Source organism: Nocardiopsis trehalosi NBRC 14201, from assembly GCF_001552555.1.
GTDB lineage: Bacteria > Actinomycetota > Actinomycetes > Streptosporangiales > Streptosporangiaceae > Nocardiopsis_B > Nocardiopsis_B trehalosi.
This window is the reverse complement of the sequence record NZ_BCRK01000006.1, coordinates 15425-37319: the sequence shown is the minus strand read 5'-3', so window position 1 is coordinate 37319 and position 21895 is coordinate 15425. Positions and strand designations below refer to the sequence as shown.

Genomic DNA, 21895 nt, shown 5'->3' with positions numbered 1-21895 from the left:
TTACCCGAGATTGCTGACCGGGCGTGTGTCCAGGGTGGCCTTGTGGAGCCGCCGATCTTTCCAGCCCGCCCGCGCAAGCGGCCATCTCTGCGTACACACATTCACAAGCGAGCTGCGGAAGAGGGCGATCTCCGCCGTGTCGTCTGAGGCGTCTCAACCCCTGACAGATTTCGGCCCGAACGAGTGGCTGGTCGAGGAGCTTTACCAGAAGTACCTCAAGGACCCGAACTCGGTTGACAAGGCGTGGTGGAACTTCTTCGCGGACTACACGTCCGGCACCACCACGACCTCCTCCAACGGATCGGCCGGCGGTTCGCCGGCCAAGGACAAGGACACCGCCGCCAAGGGCGGCGGCGCGGCCGCGTCCGCGCCGGCCGCCAAGGCGGCACCGGCGCCGAAGAAGGCGGCCGCCGACTCCGGCGCGTCCGGCTCCGGCGACGGCGCGCTGAAGGTCAACGAGGAGCGGCTGCGGGGCGCGTCCGCGCGCACCGCCACCAACATGGAGTCCAGCCTCGCGCTGCCCACCGCCACCAGCGTGCGGGCCGTGCCGGTGAAGCTGCTTTTCGACAACCGCATCGTCATCAACAACCACCTCCGGCGGGGCCGGGGCGGGAAGGTCTCCTTCACGCACCTGATCGGCTACGCCATGGTCAAGGCGCTGGCCGCGCTGCCGGAGATGAATCACTCCTACACCGAGATCGACGGCAAGCCGGGCGTTGCCAAGCCCGAGCACGTCAACTTCGGCCTCGCCATCGACCTGCAGAAGCCCGACGGCTCCCGGCAGCTCGTGGTCCCCAGCATCAAGGCCGCCGACACCATGAACTTCAAGGAGTTCTGGTCGGCCTACGAGGACATCGTCCGCAAGGCCCGCAACAACAAGCTGGGCGTGCCCGACTTCCAGGGCACCACGATCAGCCTGACCAACCCCGGCGGCATCGGCACCGTGCACTCGGTGCCGCGGCTCATGCCGGGCCAGGGCACCATCGTGGGCGTCGGCGCCATGGAGTACCCGGCCGAGTTCCAGGGCGCCTCCCCCGAGACCCTGAACCAGCTCGCGGTCAGCAAGGTCATGACCCTGACCTCGACCTATGACCACCGGATCATCCAGGGCGCGCAGTCGGGCGAGTTCCTCCGCCGCATCCACCAGCTCCTGCTGGGCGAGGACGGCTTCTTCGACGACATCTTCCGCTCCCTGCGCATCCCCTACGAGCCGGTGCGCTGGACCCAGGACATCCCCGAGGGCCACGGCGACCGGCTCGACAAGGCCGCCCGGGTGCAGGAGCTGATCCACGCCTACCGGGTCCGCGGCCACCTCATGGCCGCCACCGACCCGCTGGAGTACGAGCAGCGCCGCCACCCCGACCTCGACGTGCTGGAGCACGGGCTCACCCTGTGGGACCTGGAGCGCGAGTTCCCCACCGGCGGCTTCGGCGGCCGGCCGGTCATGAAGCTCCGCGACATCCTGGGCGTGCTGCGCGACACCTACTGCCGCACGGTGGGTATCGAGTACATGCACATCCAGAGCCCCGAAGAGCGCGAGTGGATCCAGTCGCACGTCGAGCGCGACCACGAGAAGCCGAACCGCGAGGAGCAGCTGCACATCCTCCGCCGGCTCAACAACGCCGAGGCGTTCGAGACCTTCCTGCAGACCAAGTACGTCGGGCAGAAGCGGTTCTCGCTGGAGGGCGGGGAGTCCCTGATCCCGCTGCTGGACGGGGTCATCACCCGGGCCGCGCACGACGGGCTCGACGAGGTCGTCATCGGCATGGCGCACCGCGGCCGGCTCAACGTGCTCGCCAACATCTGCGGCAAGTCCTACGGCCAGATCTTCGGCGAGTTCGAGGGCAACCTCGACCCGCGCAGCGCGCACGGCTCGGGCGACGTGAAGTACCACCTCGGCACCGAGGGCGTCTTCGAGACGGCCGACGGCGAGAAGATCGCCATCTCGCTCGCCGCCAACCCGAGCCACCTGGAGACCGTCAACCCGGTCGCCGAGGGCATCGTCCGCGCCAAGCAGGACCTGCTCAACAAGGGCCCGCAGGGCTTCACCGTCCTGCCGCTGCTCATCCACGGCGACGCCGCGTTCGCCGGCCAGGGCGTGGTGGCCGAGACCCTCAACTTGTCGCAGCTGCGCGGGTACCGCACCGGCGGCACCGTGCACGTCATCGTGAACAACCAGGTCGGGTTCACCACCTCCCCCGCCGACAGCCGGTCGAGCGTCTACGCCACCGACGTCGCTCGGATGGTGCAGGCCCCGATCTTCCACGTGAACGGCGACGACCCCGAGGCCGTCGTGCGGGTGGCGCAGCTCGCGTTCGCCTACCGGCAGGAGTTCAACAAGGACGTGGTCATCGACCTCGTCTGCTACCGCCGCCGGGGCCACAACGAGACCGACAACCCGTCGTTCACGCAGCCGCTGATGTACGACGTGATCGACTCCAAGCGGTCCACCCGCAAGCTGTACACCGAGGCGCTGATCGGCCGCGGCGACATCACGGTCGAGGAGGCCGAGCAGGCGCTGCGCGACTACCAGCAGCAGCTCGAACGCGCCTTCGCCGAGACCCGCGAGGCCGATCGCAAGCCGATCGAGCCGGGCGCGGTCATCAAGCCCGAGGTGTTCGACGAGGGCCGCATCGACCACGCCGCGGTGGCCACGGCCATCACCCCCGAGGTCGTCAAGCAGGTCATCGAGACCCAGGTGAGCCTGCCCGAGGGCTTCACCCCGCACCCGCGCCTGCAGCCGCAGCTGCAGCGCCGGGCGCAGATGGTCGAGAAGGACCAGATCGACTGGGCCACCGGCGAGGCCCTGGCCATCGGGTCGCTGCTGATCGACGAGCACCCGGTGCGGCTGGTCGGCCAGGACAGCCGCCGCGGCACCTTCGGCCAGCGGCACGCCGCCCTGGTCGACCGCAACACCGGCGAGGTGCACACCCCGCTCAAGCGGTTCGACAAGGGCACGTCGCGGTTCTACGTGCACGACTCCCTGCTGAGCGAGTACGCGGCGCTGGGCTTCGAGTACGGCTACTCGGTGGTGCGGCCCGAGGCCCTGGTGGCCTGGGAGGCGCAGTTCGGCGACTTCGTCAACGGCGCGCAGACCATCATCGACGAGTACATCAGCGCCAGCGAGCAGAAGTGGGGGCAGCGCTCCAGCGTCACCCTGCTGCTGCCGCACGGCTACGAGGGCCAGGGGCCCGACCACTCGTCGGCCCGCATCGAGCGGTTCCTGCAGCTGTGCGCGCAGGAGAACATGACCGTCGCCCTGCCGACCACCCCGGCGAACTACTTCCACCTGCTGCGCTGGCAGGTGAAGTCGCCGTACCGGCGGCCGCTGATCGTGTTCACGCCCAAGTCGCTGCTCCGCCACAAGGCCGCGGTCTCGGCCGCGGCGGAGTTCACCTCGGGCGCGTTCCAGCCGATCATCCCGGACGCCACGGGGCTCGACCCCAAGGCCGTCCGCCGCGTGGTGCTCTGCTCGGGCAAGGTCTACTACGACCTCGACGCCGCCCGGAAGAGCACCGGCGACACCCAGACCGCGGTCATCCGGGTCGAGCGGCTGTACCCGCTGCCGATCGACGAGATCCGCCAGCAGCTCGCCGCGTTCCCCAACGCGGGCGAGGTGCTGTGGGTGCAGGAGGAGCCGGCGAACATGGGCCCGTGGCCGTTCGTGGCGCTGGTGTTCTCCGAGCAGCTCGACCGCCCGTTCACCCGGGTGTCGCGCCCGGCCGGGTCGGCGCCCTCCGCCGGTTCCGCCAAGCGGCACGAGGTCGAGCAGCAGGCGCTGGTCAACACCGTGTTCCCGCCGGCGGACTAGCCGTGTACTACACCGATCGCGGGATCGAGGAGCTGGAGCGGCGGCGCGGCGAGGAGCAGGTGTCCGTCGCCCTGCTCGCCGAGCACCTGCGCACGTTCACCGACCTGCACCCGGAGTTCGAGACCGCCGTCGACCGGCTGGCCACCTGGCTGGCGCGGGTCGACGACGAGGAGGACGACGACGAGTGAGCGGCGGGGCGCCTCCGCGCCCCGCTGAGCCCGCGGAAGGGCCCCGGCCGACCGGCCGGGGCCCTTCCGCGTCCCCGCGGGCACCCCGGTGCGGCCCGGGGGCGCCCCCGGGCCGCACCGGGGTCGACCCGGGCCCGTCCCGGATTCAACGCGACATATCTTGAAGTCCCCGAGTACGCGACATATCGTGAATGCCATCAGCACTTCGAAGCGAAAGGGCAACCGATGGCGCGCTGGACCATCGACCAGCCGACGACACGCACGCTCGACGGGATCGTGGCCCTGCGTGTGCGCGTGGTCGGCGGGATCGTCAACATCCTTCCCACCGACGACCCGGTGACCTTCGAGATCGCCGACATCGTCGGCGGCCCCGTGCAGGTCACCCAGGAGGCGGGCATCCTCGCCATCACCTACGAGGACCTGACCGGCAGCGGGCTGATGGACCGGCTCCGCCCGATCCAGCTCTCCGGCTACCGCGACGTGGCCCGCCGGTCGGCCACGGTGAACCTGCGGGTGCCGCGCGACTGCCCGGTGGAGGTCACCACCCTCTCCGCCCCGGTGGTCGCGGCCGGGCTGGCCGCCAAGACCCAGATCCGCACCGCGACGGGCGACGTGACGCTCGACGGGGTGGGCGGCGAGGTGGACGTCACCACCGCCTCCGGCAACGCGGCGGTCCGCGACGCCGGCGGGGGGCTGCGCTTCGGCAGCGTCAGCGGGCAGCTGGGGGTGGCGGGCGGCCGGCTCTCCGACCTCGCCGGCAAGACGGCGTCCGGCGGGCTGCTCGCCGACGTCGACCTGGCGCCGTCGGCCCGGGTCCGGCTCGCGTCGATCTCGGGCGAGGTCGCGCTGCGGCTGCCGGCCGAGACGTCCGCGGGCGTGGAGCTGCGGTCGGCCACCGGCCGGCTCGACTCCGCGTTCACGCTCGACCGCCGCGACGCGCGCGGCCGCAGCCGCCTGGGGGGCAAGATCGGCAGCGGCATCGACCCCGCCGACGTCTCCGCCACCACCGTCTCCGGGCGCGTCTCGCTGCTCCGCCGCGAGAGCGACGCCCCCGCCGCGATCCCGGGAGGGAACCGATGAGCACGATCTTCGGCCACGGCCGCCTGCGGCTGTACCTGCTGAAGCTGCTGGACGAGAGCCCGCGCCACGGCTACGAGATCATCAGCCTGCTGCGGGACCGCTTCCTCGGCGTCTACTCCCCCTCGCCCGGCACCATCTACCCGCGGCTCGCCCGCCTGGAGGAGGAGGGCCTGGTCACCCACGAGGAGGTGAACGGGCGGAAGGTCTACCGACTGACCGACAAGGGCCGCGCGGAGCTGCACCGGCGCGAGGCCGACCTCCACGACCTGGAGCGGGAGCTGACCGACTCCGTGCGCGACGTGGCCCGCGCGGTGCGCGAGGACGTGCGCGACACCATCAGCTCGCTGCGCGAGGAGCTCAAGTTCGCCGCGGGCGGCGGCCGCCGCCCGCGCCCCGGCGCGGCGCCCTCCGGCGCCTCCGGGGAGAAGGCGGCCGGCGGCGCGGACACCGGTCAGGCCACCGGGGAGAAGGCGGACGCCCCCGGCACCGCGGACGCCGCCGGGGCGGCGGACGGCACCGCCGACGGGTCCGGGGCGGCCCCGGGCGGGGAGCGGGAGCGCTCCGGCGCCTGGTGGGAGCGCGACTGGGAGCGCTTCGCCCAGGGGTTCGGCGCCTTCGGCGCGGGCTGGACCCGGCGCGGCGCCGGTGAGCACCGCCCCGAGTTCGAGCACGCGCTGCGCGACTTCACCGAGCGGGTGCGCGACGTGGTCCGCGACGCCGGCCACGTCGGCGAGTCCGCCGCCCGGGACCTGCGCCGCATCCTGGACGAGACCGTCGAGGTGATCCGCCGCGACGCGCGCTCCTGGGGGCCGCGCGAGGACGAGGAGGGGGACCGGTCGGCCGGGTCCGGCGAGGCGGCCGGCCCCGCTGCCGCACCGGAGCCCGAGGCCGCCCCGAAGCCCGAGCCCGCCGCCGAGGCACCCCGCCCCACGGGCGACCCGTGGTCCGCCGCCGTCAACGAGGACGGAACCACGGACGGGACCACCACCGCACCCAAGCCCGGACCCGCCGCCGAGGCGCCCCGCCCCACCGGTGACTCCTGGGCCACCGCCGTCAACGAGGACGGCGGCACGGACGGGACCGCCGGGACCGGGGACGCGGCCGGGGACACCCCCGGGGACGGCACCGGGGACGCGGCCGGTGCCGAGCGCGCGGACGCGGGCTCCGCCGACCGGCCGGACGCCGGTCCCGAGGAGCCGCGTCCGGGCGCCTGAGCCGCCCGGAGGACACGGCAGAGCACATGACGGCGGAGGCGCCGCCCGGTACCGGGCGGCGCCTCCGCCGTCGTCCACGGGACGGCCGTTGCGGCGGGTGCGGCCGTCAGACGGTGAGGACGACCTTGCCGAACAGCTCCCCCGCCGCCATCGCGGCGAACCCCTCGGCGGCGCGCGCCAGGGGCAGCACGCGGTCGATCTCGGGGCGGACCCCGGTGCGCGCGCAGAACTCGGCCAGGCGGACGAGCTGGTCGCGGGTGCCCATGGTGGACCCCACGACCGAGAGCTGCAGGAAGAACACCCGGGTCAGCTCGGCCGAGGGGGCGTCGCCGCTGGTGGCGCCGCAGGTGACGATCCGCCCGCCGGGGCGCAGCGAGCGCACCGAGTGCGCCCACGTGGCCTGCCCGACGGTGTCGAAGACGGCGTCGACCTTCTCGGGCAGCCGCTCCCCCGTGGGCACGGCGGCGTGCGCGCCGAGGCGCACCGCCCGGTCCCGCTTGTCCTCGCTGCGGCTGGTGGCGTAGACGCGGTGGCCGACCGTGCTCGCCAACCGGATGAGCGCGCCCGCGACCCCGCCACCCGCGCCTTGGACGAGCAGCGTGGACCCGGGTTCCAGCCCGGCCTTCTCGAACAGCATGCGGTAGGCGGTCAGCCAGGCGGTGGGCAGGCAGGCGGCCTCCTCGAAGCTCAGCTCGGGGGGCTTGGGCACCAGGTTGCGGCGCGGCACGGCGACCTTCTCGGCCAGGGTGCCGTCGTGGACCTCGGAGAGCAGGGAGCGGCGGGGGTCGCGGGTCTCGTCGCCGCCGCCGGCGTCCGGGTCGCCGATCACGGAGTGCACGATGACCTCGCGGCCGTCCTCGTCGATGCCCGCCGCATCGCAGCCGAGCACCATGGGCAGCCGGTCGGCGGACAGCCCCACGCCGCGCAGGCTCCACAGGTCGTGGTGGTTGAGCGCGGCGGCCTTCACGGTGACGGTGGTCCAGCCGTCGGGTGCCACCGGGTCCGGGCGCTCACCCGAGGCGAGGCCGGAGAGCGGGTCGTCCTTGTCGATGCGCGCTGCGGTGATGGCGAACATGCCTCCGACAGTAGCCATCGCCTGTGGTCAACCGCACACCGGGCCCGGCGGTCGATGCCACCCGGTCCCCGTTCGGGCGAATTTCCCGGTGCGGAAGTGCCGCGAGGGGCGTCGACCGGTGAACAGCACCCCGCAGGCGTGTGATCATATAACCACCTTCCGTGATCCCCGGTGTTCGGGAAAACAGGGGTGGCGAACGCGCGTTCGCAAACGGCGCCGTCCGGGCCGCTTATCCCGGCCGCGCAATTGCTCCCCGAAATCGGCGACGCGCTTATCGAGTAGCCTTCTCCCGGTTCTCGATTCAGCCTCTCCCCCCGGAAAAGGAGGCTCCAGTGGCCGCAGCCAACAACCCCACCGTCCGCCGCCGCCGTCTTGGTGTCGAATTGCGGCGTCTGCGGGAGAACGCCGGAATGACCGGAGAGGAAGCCGCCGAGCGGATGTCCTGGTCCGGAAGCAAGCTGTCGCGCATCGAGCGCGGACAGGTGGCCACCAACTCCGACGACGTCCGCGACCTGCTGGAACTCTACGGGGTGGCCGACCCCGGCCTCCGCCAGACGCTCGTCATGCTCGCCCGGGAGTCCCGGCGGCGGGGGTGGTGGCACGTCTACGGCGACGTCATGCCCGAGCGGTTCGACGTCTATCTCGGGCTGGAGCCCGAAGCGAGCACCCTCCGGTTCTTCCAGTCGCAGATCGTGCCCGGCCTGTTCCAGACCGAGGCGTACGCGCGCGCCCTCATGACGGCGCACCCCTCGCCGGTGAGCGACGAGGAGATCGACCGGCGGACCGAACTGCGGACACGGCGCCAGGACCTCCTCTTCACCGACAATCCACCGGACATATGGGTGGTCATGGACGAATCAATCCTGCATCGCCCCATCGGCGGCCCCGAGGTCATGGCCGACCAACTGCGTCATGTACACGATCTAAGCGAAAAAGCCCACATCACGGTACAGATCGTTCCGTTCGACGCCGGCGCCCAGCCCGGCCTGAACGGTTCGTTCGACATCCTGGAGTTCACCGAATCCGATCTCTACGCACCGCGGCTCGTGCATTTGGAAAACCTGACGAGCAGTCTCTACATAGAAAAGGCGAAAGAGGTGCGCTTCTACACCGTCGCCTTCGAGCACCTGCGCACCGCGGCGCTGCATCCGGAGAGGACACGGGAGGTCATCAGTGAGGTGGAGCGGCGCCTGCGTGCGCGGGAGGGAGAGAAACACCGTGAGAAATGAAGGAGAGGCGGCATGGCCGCGAATGATCCGCAGCGCCCGACGTGGCGCACGAGCTCCTACAGCACCACTGGAGGAGGGCAGTGCGTGGAGGTCGCGGAGCTGCGAGGGGGAATGGGCCTGCGTGATTCCAAGGCCCCGGACACCGCGGTCCTGAACTTCCCCCATGGCGCGTGGGCGGCCTTCATCAGGGCCGCCGCGCGCCGTCACCTGTAGGCGGCCGGACTCGCCGGACCCCCCGGGGGCGGACGATCCGGAGCGGGCCAACCCCGCTCCGGATCGACTACGGAGAGGTACCGACCGATTACGCTCGGGCGACGCCGTCGGCGCGCGCCTGCGCGGCGACGGCGGCCGACACCGCCGCGACCACCCGGTCGTCGAAGGTGCTGGGGATGATGTAGTCGGCGGCGAGGTCGTCGCCCACCAGACCGGCCAGGGCGTCGGCCGCGGCCAGCTTCATGTTCTCGGTGATGTCGGTGGCGCGCGCGTCCAGGGCGCCGCGGAACACACCGGGGAAGGCCAGCACGTTGTTGATCTGGTTGGGGAAGTCGCTCCGCCCGGTGGCCACCACGGCCGCGTACTTGCGCGCGACGTCGGGGTGGATCTCCGGGTTGGGGTTGGCCATGGCGCAGATGATGGCGTCCGGCGCCATGGTGGCGACCACGGACTCCGGCACCTCGCCGGCGGACAGGCCGATGAACACGTCGGCCCCCGCGAGGGCGGTCTCGATCGAGCCGGTGATCCCGGTGCGGTTGCTGATCGCGGCCAGCTCCGCCTTGACCGGGTTCAGCCCTTCGCGGCCCTCGTAGATGATGCCCTTGCTGTCGGCCACGGCGATGTCGCCGATACCGCCGTCGATCAGCATCTTGGTGACCGCGACCCCCGCGGCGCCCGCGCCCGACACCACGACCCGCAGGTCGGCGAGCGTGCGGCCGGTGAGCCGCGCGGCGTTGCGCAGCGCCGCGACGGTGACGATCGCGGTACCGTGCTGGTCGTCATGGAACACGGGGATGTCCAGCCGCTCGCGCAGCCGCCGCTCGATCTCGAAGCAGCGCGGCGCGGCGATGTCCTCCAGGTTGATGCCGCCGAACGACGGCGCCATGCGCACGACGGTCTCGACGATCTCGTCGACGTCGGTGCAGGCCAGCGCAACGGGCACGGAGTCGACCCCGCCGAACTGCCGGAACAGCAGCGCCTTGCCCTCCATCACGGGCAGCGACGCCTCGGGGCCGATGTCGCCGAGGCCCAGGACCGCGGAGCCGTCGGTGACGACCGCGACCACGTTGCTCTTCCAGGTGTAGGTGTCGACCAGCTCCGGGGAGTCGGCGATCGCGCTGCACACACGGGCGACACCGGGGGTGTAGGCGAGGGCGAGGCCCTCGTGGTCGACGACCTCGACGGTCGACCGCACGGCGAGCTTGCCGTTCCGGTGCAGGGCGAACGCCGGATCGTCCTCGAACTGAGATCGGGAATCGGTGGTCAACTTCTCAAACCCCTCGTCATCAGGTGCGCGCCCACGCCGGCCATGGCGCGAACGGCGGTGTACGAACGGTGGCGGCACGCGGAGACGGGGTGCTAGGGGAGGCCCCCGTTCCCCCGGCCGGCCATGACCGGGGGGCTGCGAGGGGGCGGTCTCCGCTCGGTCCGTATGGTGACCAGGCACCGCCGATTGCACGGGGTTGACCCGTTACCCAATCATCTCACAACGGTGACCACAGGAACATGGCCGGTTCGGCACGATAGATCGTCCACGTTGCTCACGGTTTGTCGTAATGTTCGACGCGCCGTCGTACGTACGTGACCGGCCGCGTCTCCAGGGCGGCCGCCTCACCCAGAGAAGGAGACAGACGTGGCCGTGCCGAAGCTTCCGATGCCGTCCGCGCCCGGCGCGCGGCTCGCCTCCGCCGGCGCGATCGCCGCCGTGCTGGCGCTCACCGCCTGCGGCGGGGGTGGCGGTGGCGGCGAGGAGACCGGCGGGGACGCCGGGGCGAGCCCCCAGGTGGAGGCCGACCCCGAGCTCGCCGCGCTGGTGCCCGACGACATCCGGGAGCAGGGCGCGCTGCGCATCGGCACGGACGCCAGCTACGCGCCCGCCGAGTTCCTGGACGCCGACGGCGAGACCGTCATCGGGTTCGACGTCGAGCTGTTCAACGCGGTCGCCGCAAAGCTGGACCTGGAGGCCCAGTGGGAGCCGTCCTCGTTCGGCACCATCGTCGAGGGCGTGTCCACCGGCACCTACGACGTCGGCATCTCCTCGTTCACCATCAACGAGGAGCGCCTGGAGCAGGTGAACATGGTGAGCTACTACACCGTGGGCACCCAGTGGTTCACCGCCGCGGGCAACCCCGCCGGCGTCGACCCGGACAACGCGTGCGGCAAGCGCGTCGCCGTGCAGGCCGACACCGTGCAGGTCCCCGACATCGAGGCCCGCAGCGAGCAGTGCGAGGCCGACGGCGAGGACCCCATCGAGATCAACCAGTTCGAGGGCCAGGACCAGGCCACCGAGTCGATCGTCTCCGGCCGCAACGACGCCGGGCTCGCCGACATGCCGGTGGCCGTCTACGCCGTCGAGCAGACCGGCGACCAGCTGGAGACCCTGGGCGAGCAGTACGAGGCCGCGCCCTACGGCGCCGTGGTCGCCAAGGACGACACCGAGCTGGCCGAGGCCATCGCCGCGGGGTACCAGTCGATCATCGACGACGGCACCTACACCGAGATCCTCGGAGAGTGGGGTCTCGCCGAGCAGGGCACGCTGGAGACCGCCGAGGTGAACCCGAGCGTCGAGGGCTGACACACCGTTGACTACCACCACCGACTCCACCCGGCCGCCGGAGCCCCCGGCCGGCCCCGCGCCCGAGCCCGTCAAGGCGGTGCCGGTGCGCCACCCCGGCCGCTGGGTGGCGGCCGCGGTCCTGCTGGTCCTGGCGGCCATGTTCGTGCACATGCTGGTCACGAACGAGGCGTTCCAGTGGCCGTTCCTGTTCGAGAACATGTTCGCCGAGCCGGTCCTGGTCGGCGTGCGCACCACCGTGGTGCTGGCGGCGCTGTCGCTGTTCATCGGCATCGTCCTGGGCATCGTGGTGGCCGTGATGCGGCTGTCCGCCAACCCGATCCTGTCCGGGCTGGCGTGGGTGTACACCTGGTTCTTCCGGGCGATGCCCCGGCTGGTGCTGTGCGTCCTGTTCGGCAACCTCGGCATCCTCTACACGACGCTGGAGTTCGGGCTCCCGTTCGACAACTACTGGATGCCGCTGCTGGGCCTGGAGGGCGACGCCCGCTTCTTCTCCGTCCCGATGAACACGCTGCTGAGCGCGTTCGTCGCGGCCGTCCTGGCGCTGTCGCTGTCGCAGGGCGCCTACATGGCCGAGATCGTCCGGGCCGGCCTGCTGTCGGTCGACAAGGGCCAGACCGAGGCCGCCCAGGCGCTGGGCATGAGCCGGGCCAAGGTGCTGCGCCGCATCACCCTGCCGCAGGCGCTGCGGGTCATCGTGCCGCCCACCGGCAACGAGGCCACCGCCATGCTGAAGGACACCTCGCTGGTGTCGGCCATCCCGCTGACCACCGAGCTGTTCTTCCAGCTCCAGGCGGTCGGCGCGCGGACGTTCAACCTCTTCCCGATGCTCGTCGCCGCCTGCCTGTGGTACCTGGCGATCACCAGCCTGCTGATGGTCGGCCAGTACTTCCTGGAGCGGTCCTTCGCCCGGGGCGACCGGCGGGCCCAGGCCGGATTCACGATGCTGCGGAGCGGGGCGGGACATTGACAGAGCACGACGCGGCGGCCGGGCCGGCCGCCGACCTCATGGTCGTGGCCGAGAACGTGCACAAGAGCTTCGGCCGCCTGGAGGTGCTGCGCGGCATCGACCTGGAGGTGCGCCGCGGCGAGGTGATGTGCGTGGTCGGCCCCTCGGGGTCGGGCAAGTCCACCTTCCTGCGCTGCGTCAACCACCTGGAGAAGATCAACGCCGGGCGGCTGTGGGTCGACGGCCAGCTCATGGGCTACCGGCAGAAGGGCGGCCGGCTCCACGAGCTGCGCGACACCCAGGTGGCCGAGCAGCGGCGCGGCATCGGCATGGTCTTCCAGAACTTCAACCTGTTCCCGCACATGACGGTGCTCGGCAACGTCATGGAGGCGCCCGTCCAGGTCAAGCGGGAGCGGCGGGCCGACGTGCGCGAGCACGCGCTGCGCCTGCTCGACCGGGTCGGCCTGGCCGACAAGGCCGCCGCCTACCCGCGGCAGCTCTCCGGCGGGCAGCAGCAGCGGGTGGCGATCGCGCGGGCGCTGGCCATGCGGCCCGAGCTGATGCTGTTCGACGAGCCCACCAGCGCCCTCGACCCGGAGCTGGTCGGCGAGGTGCTGGACGTGATGAAGGACCTGGCGCGCGACGGCATGACCATGATCGTGGTGACCCACGAGATGGGATTCGCCCGCGAGGTCGGCGACAGCCTGGTGTTCATGGACGGCGGCGTGGTCGTCGAGTCCGGGCCGCCGCGCGAGGTGCTGGGCTCGCCCCGGCACGAGCGCACCCAGGCGTTCCTGTCCAAGGTGCTGTGAGCAGTGGTCTAACGTTGGCGCGTCCGCCCCGCTCCGGCCCCCGAGGAGAGTCGTGATCCGCCCCGCCCGCCCCGAGGACGTCCCCGCCATCGCCCAGCTCGTCCGCGACCTCGCCGCGTACGAGCGTGAACCGGACGCCGCCCAGGCCACCGAGGCCGACTTCCACACCGCGCTGTTCGGCCCGGAGCCGGCGGTGTACGCGCACCTCGCCGAGAACACCGAGGGCGGGGTCCCGGTCGTCGCCGGCTTCGCGCTGTGGTTCCGCAACTTCTCGACCTGGACCGGGACGCACGGCATCTACCTGGAGGACCTCTACGTCCGCCCGGAGCTGCGCGGGCGCGGCTACGGGCGGGCGCTGCTGACCGAGCTGGCGCGCATCTGCGCCGAGCGCGGCTACCAGCGCCTGGAGTGGTCGGTGCTCGACTGGAACGCCCCCTCCATCGAGTTCTACCGGTCCCTGGGGGCCCGGCCGATGGACGAGTGGACCGTCTTCCGGCTCACCGGGGACGCGCTGGCGGAGCTCGGCAAGGGCTGACGCGCCGCGCGCGCCGGGTCTGCGGCGGGCCCGCCGGCGGACACGGTTCCGCGGGCGTGCACCAGGGGTGCAGAGAAACAAGATAGATTGCTCTCAAGCGGCAATCTCGCTTCCCGGAGGAGGGACGTGACCGAAGAAACCGCCGCGCCGGCATCCGGCGCCACGGACGTACGCGACGCTGTCACCGTCAGGATGCCGGCCGACAGCGCCTACCTCTCCGTGCTGCGCACGGCAACGGCCGGCCTGGCGGCGCGCCTCGACTTCACCCTCGACGAGATCGAGGACCTCCGCATCGGCGTCGACGAGGCGTGCGCGATGCTGCTGGCGCAGGCGCTGCCCGGCACGGACCTGACCACCGAGTTCGAACTGACCGGCGACGGGATGCGCATCTCGGTGTCGGTGCTGACCGCCGACGGCAGACTCCCGGCGCGCGACACGTTCGCCTGGACCGTCCTGTCGGCCCTGGCCGGAGAGGTCGACGCCGGCGTCGGCCCCGACGACCGCGTCTTCATCGTCCTGCACAAGCGGCGCGGCGCGGTGGAGCCGGCGTGAGCGAAAGGGGGCCCGCTCTGACGGCGAAAACGGAACACGCGGTGCCCGACCGGGCCCGCGCGCGCGAGTTGTTCGAGCGCCTGAGCGAGCTCCCAGCGGACGCTCCGGAACGGCAGCGCATCCGCGACGAACTCGTCGAACTGCACCTGCCCCTCGTCGAGTACCTCGCCCGGCGCTTCCGCAACCGCGGCGAGTGGCTGGACGACCTCACCCAGGTCGCCACCATCGGGCTGATCAAGTCGATCGACCGGTTCGACCTGGAGCGCGGCGTGGAGTTCTCCACCTACGCCACGCCCACGATCGTCGGCGAGATCAAGCGGCACTTCCGCGACAAGGGGTGGGCGGTGCGCGTCCCGCGCCGCCTCCAGGAGCTCAAGCTGTCGCTCACCAAGGCGGTCAGCGACCTCTCCCAGCGCGAGGGCCGCGCCCCGACGGTGCACGAGCTGGCCGAGCACCTCGGCATGACCGATGAGGAGGTGCTGGAGGGCCTGGAGTCCGCCAACGCCTACTCCACGGTCTCCCTCGACGCCCCCGACAGCGGTGACGAGGACGCCCCCGCGGTGGCCGACTCCCTGGGCATCGTCGACGACAGCCTGGAGGGCGTCGAGTACCGCGAGTCCCTCAAGCCGCTGCTGGAGCAGCTCCCCCCGCGCGAGAAGCGCATCCTGCTGCTCCGGTTCTTCGGCAACATGACCCAGTCGCAGATCGCGCAGGAGCTGGGGATCTCGCAGATGCACGTGTCGCGGCTGCTCGCCCGCACGCTCGCGCAGCTGCGGCAGGCGCTCACCACCGACGACTGAGCCACCGGCGACCGGGGCGCGGCGGGTCCGCGTCCGCGACGGCCCCGTTCCGGCACCCGCCGGGCGGGGCCGTCGGCGTCGCGGCGCGCGCGGTCAGTCCCGGCGCCGGCCGGCGCCCGCGGACTCCTCGGGGAACAGCGCCGCCGTGCTGGCGGGGGCGAGCACGGTGCCCAGCCCGGCGGCGGCGACGGCCACCAGCGCGGCGCACAGCGGGTACTGCCCGCTGGTGCCCATGTAGTAGGCGATGACGAGCACGAACAACTGGGTGACCACCACGGGGGTGCGCGCCCAGTTGTGCAGGTGCCACAGCCCCCAGGCGACGTAGCCGAGCGCGGCGGCGGCGCCCAGGGCGAGCACGGCCAGCGGGAGCGCCGACCCGGCGTCGGCGGCGCGGCCGAGCAGGGTCCCGGCGAGGACGTAGACCCCCTCGGCGGCGACGACGAGCGCGATCAGCGCCTCGACGGCCGCGGCGAGGGTGAGGGTGACGGGGCGCGAAGACACGTTCCAGCCTATCCGCCGTCCGGGCCGGCCGCCCCCGGGGGCGCGGGCGGGCCGTGCCGGGGGGTGTCACTAGACTGGCCGTGTGCGCGCCCTCTTCATCGTCAACCCGCAGGCGACCACCACGACGCCGCGGTCGCGCGACGTGATCGTCGGCGCGATCGCCCGCGACGTCGAACTCCACGTGGCCCAGACCGAGTACCGCGACCACGCCCGCGAACTCGCCCGCGAGGCCGCCGGCGAGGGCTTCGAGCTGGTGATCAGCCTGGGCGGCGACGGCACGGTGAACGAGGTCGTCAACGGGCTGCTGGCCACCCCCGAGGGCCTGGACCGGCCCAGCTACGCGGCGCTGCCCGGCGGCAGCGCCAACGTGTTCATCCGCGCGCTGGGGCTGCCCGCCGATCCGGTCGAGGCCACCGGCGCCATGCTGGAGGCGCTGCGGTCGGGGTACCGGCGCACCGTGGGGCTGGGCCGCATCACCGGCGACGAGGACGACCGCTACTTCACGTTCTGCGCCGGGTTCGGCTGGGACGCGGCGGTGGTGCACGAGGTCGAGCGGCAGCGGCGGCGCGGCCGCCGGGCCTCGCCCGCGCTGTACATGGGCATCGCGCTCAAGCTGTTCCTGGAGGGTGACATCCAGTTGCCGTCGCTGCGGGTCGAGGCGCCGGGGCACGCGCCGGTGCACGATCTGCACATGGCGCTGGTCACCAATACCACGCCCTGGACCTACGCCGGGTCGGTGCCGGTGCAGCCGACCCCCCGCTCGCGGTTCGGGCTCGGGCTCGACGCGTTCGCTCTGACGCAGATGTCGACCGCCACGACGGTGCGGCTGCTCCGGCAGATGCTGTCGCACAAGGGGGTGCCCCCGTTCGGCCGCGGGTACGTCGGCTGGCACGACCAGGCGGAACTCACCGTGACGTCGCGCACGGCCCGCCCGTTCCAGGTCGACGGCGAGTACCTGGGGCACCGCACGCGTGTCAATTTCCGATCCGTACCGAAGGCGTTGCGGATCGTCGGCTGACCGGCCCGGCCGGGAGCGGACCGCCGTACTTGTGACGCACGCGACACGCCGTCGGCCAGGATGGACGACGGCCGCCCTTGCATGCGCCGATCAAGCCTGACAGGCTCAAAGTGTCGCCGCACGTTACGGGCGAGTAAACGGAAGATTCCGAGGTCAGGAAGCACGGTGCGGCACCTCTCGGCCCGCCGCCGCTCCCCGGCCTCGCACCCGCCGGGCGGGCGCATGAGCGGGCCGGGGGTCGACGATGACGTTCCGCCGGACCGGCGTCGACTTAGTGAATTGCTTCACAAAGAGCGCGCCCCGGACCGCCTCAGACCGCCTCAGTGTGAGGAGTTGACCCGCATGGACTGGCGCCACCACGCAGCCTGCCGTGACGAAGACCCCGAGCTGTTCTTCCCCATCGGGAACTCCGGGCCGGCAGTACTCCAGATCGAGGATGCCAAGGAGGTCTGCCGGGCCTGTCCGGTCACGTCCTCCTGCCTGCGGTGGGCCCTGGAGACCGGTCAGGACGGGGGGGTGTGGGGCGGCATGAGCGAGGACGAGCGCCGTGCCCTGAAGCGCCGCCGCACCGCCCGGCCCATGGTCCGCTCCGCCGTCTGACCCCTCCCCCTCCCCGAGCGCGCGCCCTCCCCCGCCGCCCGCGGCGGCCGGGGGGCGGCGGGGCCCCTCTCAGGGGTAGGACTCCACGTCCCGCTCCACCGGCAGCGCGATGGCCACCATCGTCCCGCCGCCCTCGCGCGGGCGCACCTCCAGGGTGCCGCCCAGCTCCCCCACGATCAGCGTCCGCACGATCTGCAGACCCAGGCTCGTGGCCCCCTCCAGGTCGAACCCCTCGGGCAGCCCCTTGCCGTCGTCGGCCACCTCGATGTGCAGCCGGCCCGCCGCGTCGTCGGCGCCCGGGCGGGAGCCGTCGCGGTGGACGTGCACGTCGATGGTGCCCGGCCCCTGGTCCAGCCCGTGCTCGACCGCGTTCTGCACCAGCTCGGCCAGCACCATCGACAGCGGGGTGGCGACCAGCGCCGACAGCAGCCCGAACTGGCCCCGGCGGCGCGGCAGGACCGGGGCGCCGGTGGAGGAGACCTCCGCGGCCATCTCGATCACCCGGTCGGCGATGTCGTCGAAGTCGACCACCTCGTCGGGGGTGTGCGACAGCATCTCGTGCACGATCGCGATCGACCCGACGCGGCGCACCGCCTCGTCGAGCGCCGCGCGGCCCTCGGGGACGTCGAGCCGGCGCGACTGCAGGCGCAGCAGCGCCGCCACCGTCTGCAGGTTGTTCTTCACCCGGTGGTGGATCTCGCGGATGGTGGCGTCCTTGGTCATCAGCTCGCGCTCGCGGCGGCGCAGCTCGGTGACGTCGCGCACCATGATCAGCGCGCCGATGCGCACGCCCCCCACCACCAGCGGGATGGCGCGGAGCTGGATGGTCGACCCGCGCCCCTCGACCTCGGCCTCCTGCGGGACCCGGCCACCGGCGGTCCAGGTGAGCGACTCGTCGCGGGCGTCGCCGGCGGCGGCCAGCTCCAGCGTGGTGCGGGCCAGGCGGGCGCCGACCAGGTCGGCGGTGAGCCCGAGGCGGCGGTAGGCCGACAGCGCGTTGGGGCTGGCGTAGACGACCTCGCCGTCCTGGTCGAGGCGGAGCAGGCCGTCGCCGACCCGCGGCGACCGCACCATGAGCGGCCCCTGGTCGCTGAACGGGAACGCGCCCTCGGCGATCATCTGCGCGAGGTCGCTGGCGCTCTGCAGGTAGGTGAGCTCCAGCCGGCTGGGCGTGCGCGCCGAACTGAGGTTGGTGCTCCGCTGGATCACCCCGATGAGCTTGTCCGCGCGCCGCACCGGGATGGTCTCCTCGCGCACCGGGACGCCGCCCGACCAGTCGGGGTCGCCCTCGCGGCAGATGCGGCCCTCGGCCCAGGCGCGGTCGATGAGCGCGCGGCGGCCGACCAGGCGGCCGTCGACCGGCGCGTCCGCGGCGGTGGCGGGGCCGTCGCGGAGGACCGCCCCGACCAGGTCGTCCTGGAAGGCGGTGGGCCCGGTGGTGGGGCGCATCTGGGAGACCGCGACCCAGCCCTCGTCGTCGCGCAGCCGCACCCACAGCACCAGGTCGGCGAAGGAGAGGTCGGCGAGGAGCTGCCAGTCGGAGACGAGCGAGTGGAGCCACTCCAGGTCGGCGGTCTTGAGCGCCGTGTACCGCCGGATGAGATCACTGAGGTGAGGCACTCACAAATCATCCCATGGATGGGGGCATACTCAAGGGAGTGGTCGACCAGTGGTCCACACCAATCGCGCCCGGGAAGCGGTGGAGGATACCGACGTGACGAGTCAGCGGACAGTCGAGGACGGGCCCCGCGTCCCGAAGTACTACCGGGTGAAGAAGCTCCTCCTGGAGCTGATCGAGGCCATGCCGGCGGGCAACCCCGTGCCGCCGGAACGCGCCCTGGCCACGCAGTTCGGCACGTCGCGCACGACGGTCCGGCAGGCCCTCACCGAGATGGTGGTCGAGGGGCGGCTGCTGCGCATCCAGGGCAAGGGCACGTTCGTGGCCAAGCCGAAGGTCGCCCAGGTGCTCCAGCTCACCAGCTACACGCAGGAGATGCGGGCGCACGGGCTGCACCCCGCCACCCGCATCCTGGATGTGAGCTACATCAACGCCGACGACCAGCTCGCCGAGCTGCTGGCCATCCGCTCCGGCGGCCGGGTGCTGCGCATCGAGCGGCTGCGGCTGGCCAACGGCGAGCCCATGGCGGTCGAGACCGCCCACCTCGCCGCCCGCCGCTTCCCGGGGCTGCGCCGCCAGCTCGACCGGTACGCGTCCCTGTACGAGGCCCTCGCCAGCGCCTACGACGTGCGGCTGGCCGAGGCCGAGGCCACCATCGAGACCGTGCTGGCCACCCCCAACGAGGCCCGGATGCTCGGGGTCGACGTCGGCCTGCCGCTGGTCCTGCACTCCCAGCACAGCTTCGACGCCGACGGGCACCCGGTCGAGTGGGTGCGCTCGCTCTACCGGGGCGACCGCTACAAGTTCGTCACCCGGCTCCGCCCGCCGCACGGCGAGTGACCCCCGCCCCCGGCCCCCGCCTCCACCCCCGCTTCCGACCCCCGCCCTCAGGACCGCCCCGGCCTTGCCCCGCTGTGTCACCGGTCACTAGGCTCCGTGATTACCGGCGAGTAGCCGGAGTCCGGCCACCGCCCCCCGGGAGGAAGACGCACCGATGAGCACGCCCCCGTTCTCCGGCCGCATCACCGGCCACGGCGGCACGCACGCCGTCGAGGTCGCGCGCCACCACGGCATCGACACCATGTTCACGCTGAGCGGTGGGCACGTGTTCCCCCTCTACGACGGCGCGGTCCGCCCCGAGCCGACCGTGCGCCTCCTCGACGTCCGGCACGAGCAGACCGCCGTGTTCGCCGCCGAGGGCGTCGGCAAGCTCACCCGCCGGGCCGGCCTGGCCGTGGTCACCGCCGGCCCCGGGGTCACCAACGCCGTGAGCGGGGTGGCCACCGCGCACTTCAACGGGTCCCCGCTGGTGGTGATCGGCGGCCGCGCCCCCGACGGGCGCTGGGGCCAGGGCCTGCTCCAGGAGCTGGACCAGCCCCCGCTGCTCGCGCCCATCACCAAGCGCGCGTGGACGGTGCACGACACCGGCGCGATCGCCACCGCCGTGGACGAGGCGTTCCTGCTCGCCAACGGCGCCCACCGCGGCCCCGTCTTCCTCGACGTGCCCATGGACCGCCTCTACGACCAGGCCGAGGTGGACCTGGGCGACGGCTCCGGCCGCGCCGACCGCACCCCCGACCCCGACGACGTCGCCCGCGTGGCCCGGCTCATCGGCGAGGCCGAGCGGCCGGTCCTCGTGTACGGCTCCGACGTGTGGATGGACGGCGCCGAGCGCACCGCCCGCGAGGTCGCCGAGGAGCTGGGCATCCCGGTGGTCGCCAACGGGCAGGGCCGCGGCGTGCTGCCCGCCGGGCACCCGCTGCTGGCCACCCGCGCCCGCGGCGCCGCGTTCGGCCGCGCCGACCTCGTCGTGGTCGTCGGCACCCCCCTGGACTTCCGGCTCAACCACGGACTGTTCGGCGGCCGCGACGGCGCCCCGCTGGCCAAGGTGGTCCACCTCGTGGACGCGCCCGACCGCGTCGCCACCCACCTGACCCTGGCCGGCTCGGCCGCCGGCGACCTCTCCGCCGTCCTGCGGGGCGTCGGCGACGCCGCCGCGCCCGCCGCGGCGGTCAAGGCGTGGGCCGCCGAACTGGGCGCCGCCGCCCGCGCGGCGGCCGCCGCCGACGCCGAGGTGCTGGCCAGCGACGCCGACCCCATCCACCCGGGGCGCATCTACGGCGAGCTGAACCGGGTGCTGGACGACGACGCCGTGGTCATCGGCGACGGCGGCGACTTCGTGTCCTACGCCGGCAAGTACGTCGAGCAGCGGCGCCCCGGCAACTGGCTCGACCCCGGCCCCTTCGGCTGCTTGGGCACCGGCATGGGGTACGCGATCGCCGCCCGGTTGTCGCGCCCCTCCGCCCAGGTGGTGGCGCTGCTCGGCGACGGCGCGGCCGGGTTCTCCCTGATGGACGTCGACACCCTGGTCCGGCACCGCCTGCCGGTGGTCATGGTGTGCGGCAACAACGGCATCTGGGGCCTGGAGAAGGCGCCCATGCAGATGATCTACGGCTACGACGTGATCGCCGACCTGACCCCGCAGACCCGCTACGACGAGGTGGTGCGGGCGCTGGGCGGCGGCGGCGAGCTGGTCACCGACCCCGCCGAGATCGGCCCGGCGCTGCGCCGCGCCTTCGACTCGGGGGTGCCCTACCTGGTCAACGTGGCCACCGACCCCGAGAACGTCTACCCGCGCAAGACCATGGGGGTCTGACCCGGCGGGCGCGGGCCGCGTCCGGCGCCTCCGCCGGTCAGCGGGCGGCCCGCGCCGCTGCGGTGAACCGCGCGCGGTCGACCACCACGCGCTCGACCGTGCCCCGGGCGACGGTCCGGCCGCCCTGCCCGACCTCGACGTCGAACAGCAGGCGGCGGCCGTCGACCCGGCGCAACCGGGCGGTGGCGCGCACCTCGGCGCCCACCGGCGAGGCCGCGGTGTGGGTCAGCGCGACCTCGGTGCCGACGCTGGTGGCCCCCTCGGGCAGGTGCCCGGCGAGGGCGTCGACGGTCGCGGCCTCGGCCAGGGCCAGCACGCGCGGGGTGCCGAGGACGGGCACGTCGCCGCTGCCCAGCGCGAGCGCGGTGTCGGCGTCGGCCACCCGCAGCCCGGCGCCGCCCCGGAGTCCTTCGGAGATCGCCATGGTCGCCGAACCTACCGGGGCCGGGCGGGGGCGGGGCGGGCGGGG

Annotated in this window: 21 protein-coding genes; 16 read left to right on the top strand and 5 right to left on the bottom strand. The window is 72.8% G+C overall.

Features of this window, described 5'->3' with window-relative positions; translation table 11 throughout:
• Window positions 1-136: 136 nt before the first annotated feature.
• The 4 genes from NT8_RS02170 (at window position 137) to NT8_RS02155 (ending at window position 6293) form a co-directional block, all read left to right on the top strand.
• Window positions 137-3811 carry a multifunctional oxoglutarate decarboxylase/oxoglutarate dehydrogenase thiamine pyrophosphate-binding subunit/dihydrolipoyllysine-residue succinyltransferase subunit gene (locus NT8_RS02170; RefSeq protein ID WP_067963604.1) on the top strand — a complete coding sequence of 1225 codons (3675 nt, stop codon included), beginning with the start codon at window positions 137-139 and terminating at the stop codon, window positions 3809-3811.
• Between the two features lie 2 nt (window positions 3812-3813).
• Complete coding sequence (locus NT8_RS02165) at window positions 3814-3999, top strand: DUF6104 family protein (RefSeq protein WP_067963601.1); 186 nt, start codon at window positions 3814-3816, stop codon at window positions 3997-3999.
• 225 nt (window positions 4000-4224) lie between these two features.
• On the top strand, window positions 4225-5079 hold the full coding sequence (locus NT8_RS02160; protein WP_067963598.1) for a DUF4097 family beta strand repeat-containing protein: 855 nt from the start codon (window positions 4225-4227) through the stop codon (window positions 5077-5079).
• Window positions 5076-6293, top strand: a complete 1218-nt coding sequence (locus tag NT8_RS02155; protein WP_084468575.1) for a PadR family transcriptional regulator — start codon at window positions 5076-5078, stop codon at window positions 6291-6293. The genes NT8_RS02160 and NT8_RS02155 overlap by 4 nt, the downstream gene beginning before the upstream one ends.
• A 106-nt stretch (window positions 6294-6399) precedes the next feature.
• Here NT8_RS02155 and NT8_RS02150 read toward each other — a convergent pair whose 3' ends face one another.
• The gene (locus tag NT8_RS02150; protein WP_067963596.1) at window positions 6400-7368 is read right to left on the bottom strand and encodes a zinc-binding dehydrogenase; all 969 of its coding nucleotides are present in this window, start codon (window positions 7366-7368) and stop codon (window positions 6400-6402) included.
• 332 nt (window positions 7369-7700) lie between these two features.
• Between NT8_RS02150 and NT8_RS02145 the strand changes: the two genes are divergently transcribed.
• Entirely contained in the window at window positions 7701-8597 is an 897-nt protein-coding gene (locus NT8_RS02145; RefSeq protein WP_245645997.1) for a helix-turn-helix domain-containing protein, read from the top strand.
• A gap of 12 nt (window positions 8598-8609) precedes the next feature.
• Window positions 8610-8810, top strand: coding sequence for a DUF397 domain-containing protein (locus NT8_RS02140; protein WP_067963591.1), 201 nt, complete (start codon window positions 8610-8612; stop codon window positions 8808-8810).
• A gap of 88 nt (window positions 8811-8898) precedes the next feature.
• Here NT8_RS02140 and NT8_RS02135 read toward each other — a convergent pair whose 3' ends face one another.
• On the bottom strand, window positions 8899-10077 hold the full coding sequence (locus NT8_RS02135) for an NAD(P)-dependent malic enzyme (protein WP_067963589.1): 1179 nt from the start codon (window positions 10075-10077) through the stop codon (window positions 8899-8901).
• Window positions 10078-10464: 387 nt separating this feature from the next.
• On the opposite strand from NT8_RS02135, the gene NT8_RS02130 reads away from it, so the two are divergent.
• From NT8_RS02130 to NT8_RS02105, 6 genes are all read left to right on the top strand, one after another.
• The gene (locus NT8_RS02130; RefSeq protein ID WP_067963696.1) at window positions 10465-11385 is read left to right on the top strand and encodes an ABC transporter substrate-binding protein; all 921 of its coding nucleotides are present in this window, start codon (window positions 10465-10467) and stop codon (window positions 11383-11385) included.
• A 7-nt stretch (window positions 11386-11392) separates the two neighbouring features.
• Complete coding sequence (locus NT8_RS02125; RefSeq protein ID WP_067963587.1) at window positions 11393-12355, top strand: amino acid ABC transporter permease; 963 nt, start codon at window positions 11393-11395, stop codon at window positions 12353-12355.
• 38 nt (window positions 12356-12393) lie between these two features.
• Window positions 12394-13146: an amino acid ABC transporter ATP-binding protein gene (locus NT8_RS02120; RefSeq protein ID WP_084468579.1), complete on the top strand. Its 753-nt coding sequence runs from the start codon at window positions 12394-12396 to the stop codon at window positions 13144-13146.
• Window positions 13147-13198: 52 nt separating this feature from the next.
• Window positions 13199-13681, top strand: a complete 483-nt coding sequence (locus NT8_RS02115) for a GNAT family N-acetyltransferase (protein WP_067963582.1) — start codon at window positions 13199-13201, stop codon at window positions 13679-13681.
• Between the two features lie 126 nt (window positions 13682-13807).
• Window positions 13808-14233 (top strand): ATP-binding protein, encoded by a 426-nt coding sequence (locus NT8_RS02110; protein WP_067963580.1) that lies wholly within the window; start codon window positions 13808-13810, stop codon window positions 14231-14233.
• Between the two features lie 41 nt (window positions 14234-14274).
• On the top strand, window positions 14275-15033 hold the full coding sequence (locus NT8_RS02105; protein WP_174549505.1) for an RNA polymerase sigma factor SigF: 759 nt from the start codon (window positions 14275-14277) through the stop codon (window positions 15031-15033).
• A 93-nt stretch (window positions 15034-15126) separates the two neighbouring features.
• Here the strand turns inward: NT8_RS02105 and NT8_RS02100 are convergent, their stop codons facing one another.
• The gene (locus NT8_RS02100; protein ID WP_067963577.1) at window positions 15127-15534 is read right to left on the bottom strand and encodes a hypothetical protein; all 408 of its coding nucleotides are present in this window, start codon (window positions 15532-15534) and stop codon (window positions 15127-15129) included.
• A gap of 82 nt (window positions 15535-15616) precedes the next feature.
• Between NT8_RS02100 and NT8_RS02095 the strand changes: the two genes are divergently transcribed.
• Together NT8_RS02095 and NT8_RS02090 are read left to right on the top strand one after the other, a co-directional pair.
• Window positions 15617-16552: a diacylglycerol/lipid kinase family protein gene (locus tag NT8_RS02095; protein WP_067963573.1), complete on the top strand. Its 936-nt coding sequence runs from the start codon at window positions 15617-15619 to the stop codon at window positions 16550-16552.
• Between the two features lie 342 nt (window positions 16553-16894).
• Window positions 16895-17152, top strand: coding sequence for a WhiB family transcriptional regulator (locus NT8_RS02090; protein ID WP_067963570.1), 258 nt, complete (start codon window positions 16895-16897; stop codon window positions 17150-17152).
• A 69-nt stretch (window positions 17153-17221) separates the two neighbouring features.
• Here the strand turns inward: NT8_RS02090 and NT8_RS02085 are convergent, their stop codons facing one another.
• Window positions 17222-18772 (bottom strand): sensor histidine kinase, encoded by a 1551-nt coding sequence (locus NT8_RS02085; RefSeq protein ID WP_067963568.1) that lies wholly within the window; start codon window positions 18770-18772, stop codon window positions 17222-17224.
• 94 nt (window positions 18773-18866) lie between these two features.
• Here NT8_RS02085 and NT8_RS02080 point away from each other — a divergent pair, with 94 nt between their 5' ends.
• Entirely contained in the window at window positions 18867-19610 is a 744-nt protein-coding gene (locus NT8_RS02080; RefSeq protein ID WP_067963566.1) for a GntR family transcriptional regulator, read from the top strand.
• Window positions 19611-19764: 154 nt separating this feature from the next.
• Window positions 19765-21426 carry an acetolactate synthase gene (locus NT8_RS02075; RefSeq protein WP_067963563.1) on the top strand — a complete coding sequence of 554 codons (1662 nt, stop codon included), beginning with the start codon at window positions 19765-19767 and terminating at the stop codon, window positions 21424-21426.
• 37 nt (window positions 21427-21463) lie between these two features.
• Here NT8_RS02075 and NT8_RS02070 read toward each other — a convergent pair whose 3' ends face one another.
• Window positions 21464-21850 (bottom strand): thioesterase family protein, encoded by a 387-nt coding sequence (locus NT8_RS02070; RefSeq protein ID WP_067963561.1) that lies wholly within the window; start codon window positions 21848-21850, stop codon window positions 21464-21466.
• Between the last annotated feature and the right edge of the window lie 45 nt (window positions 21851-21895).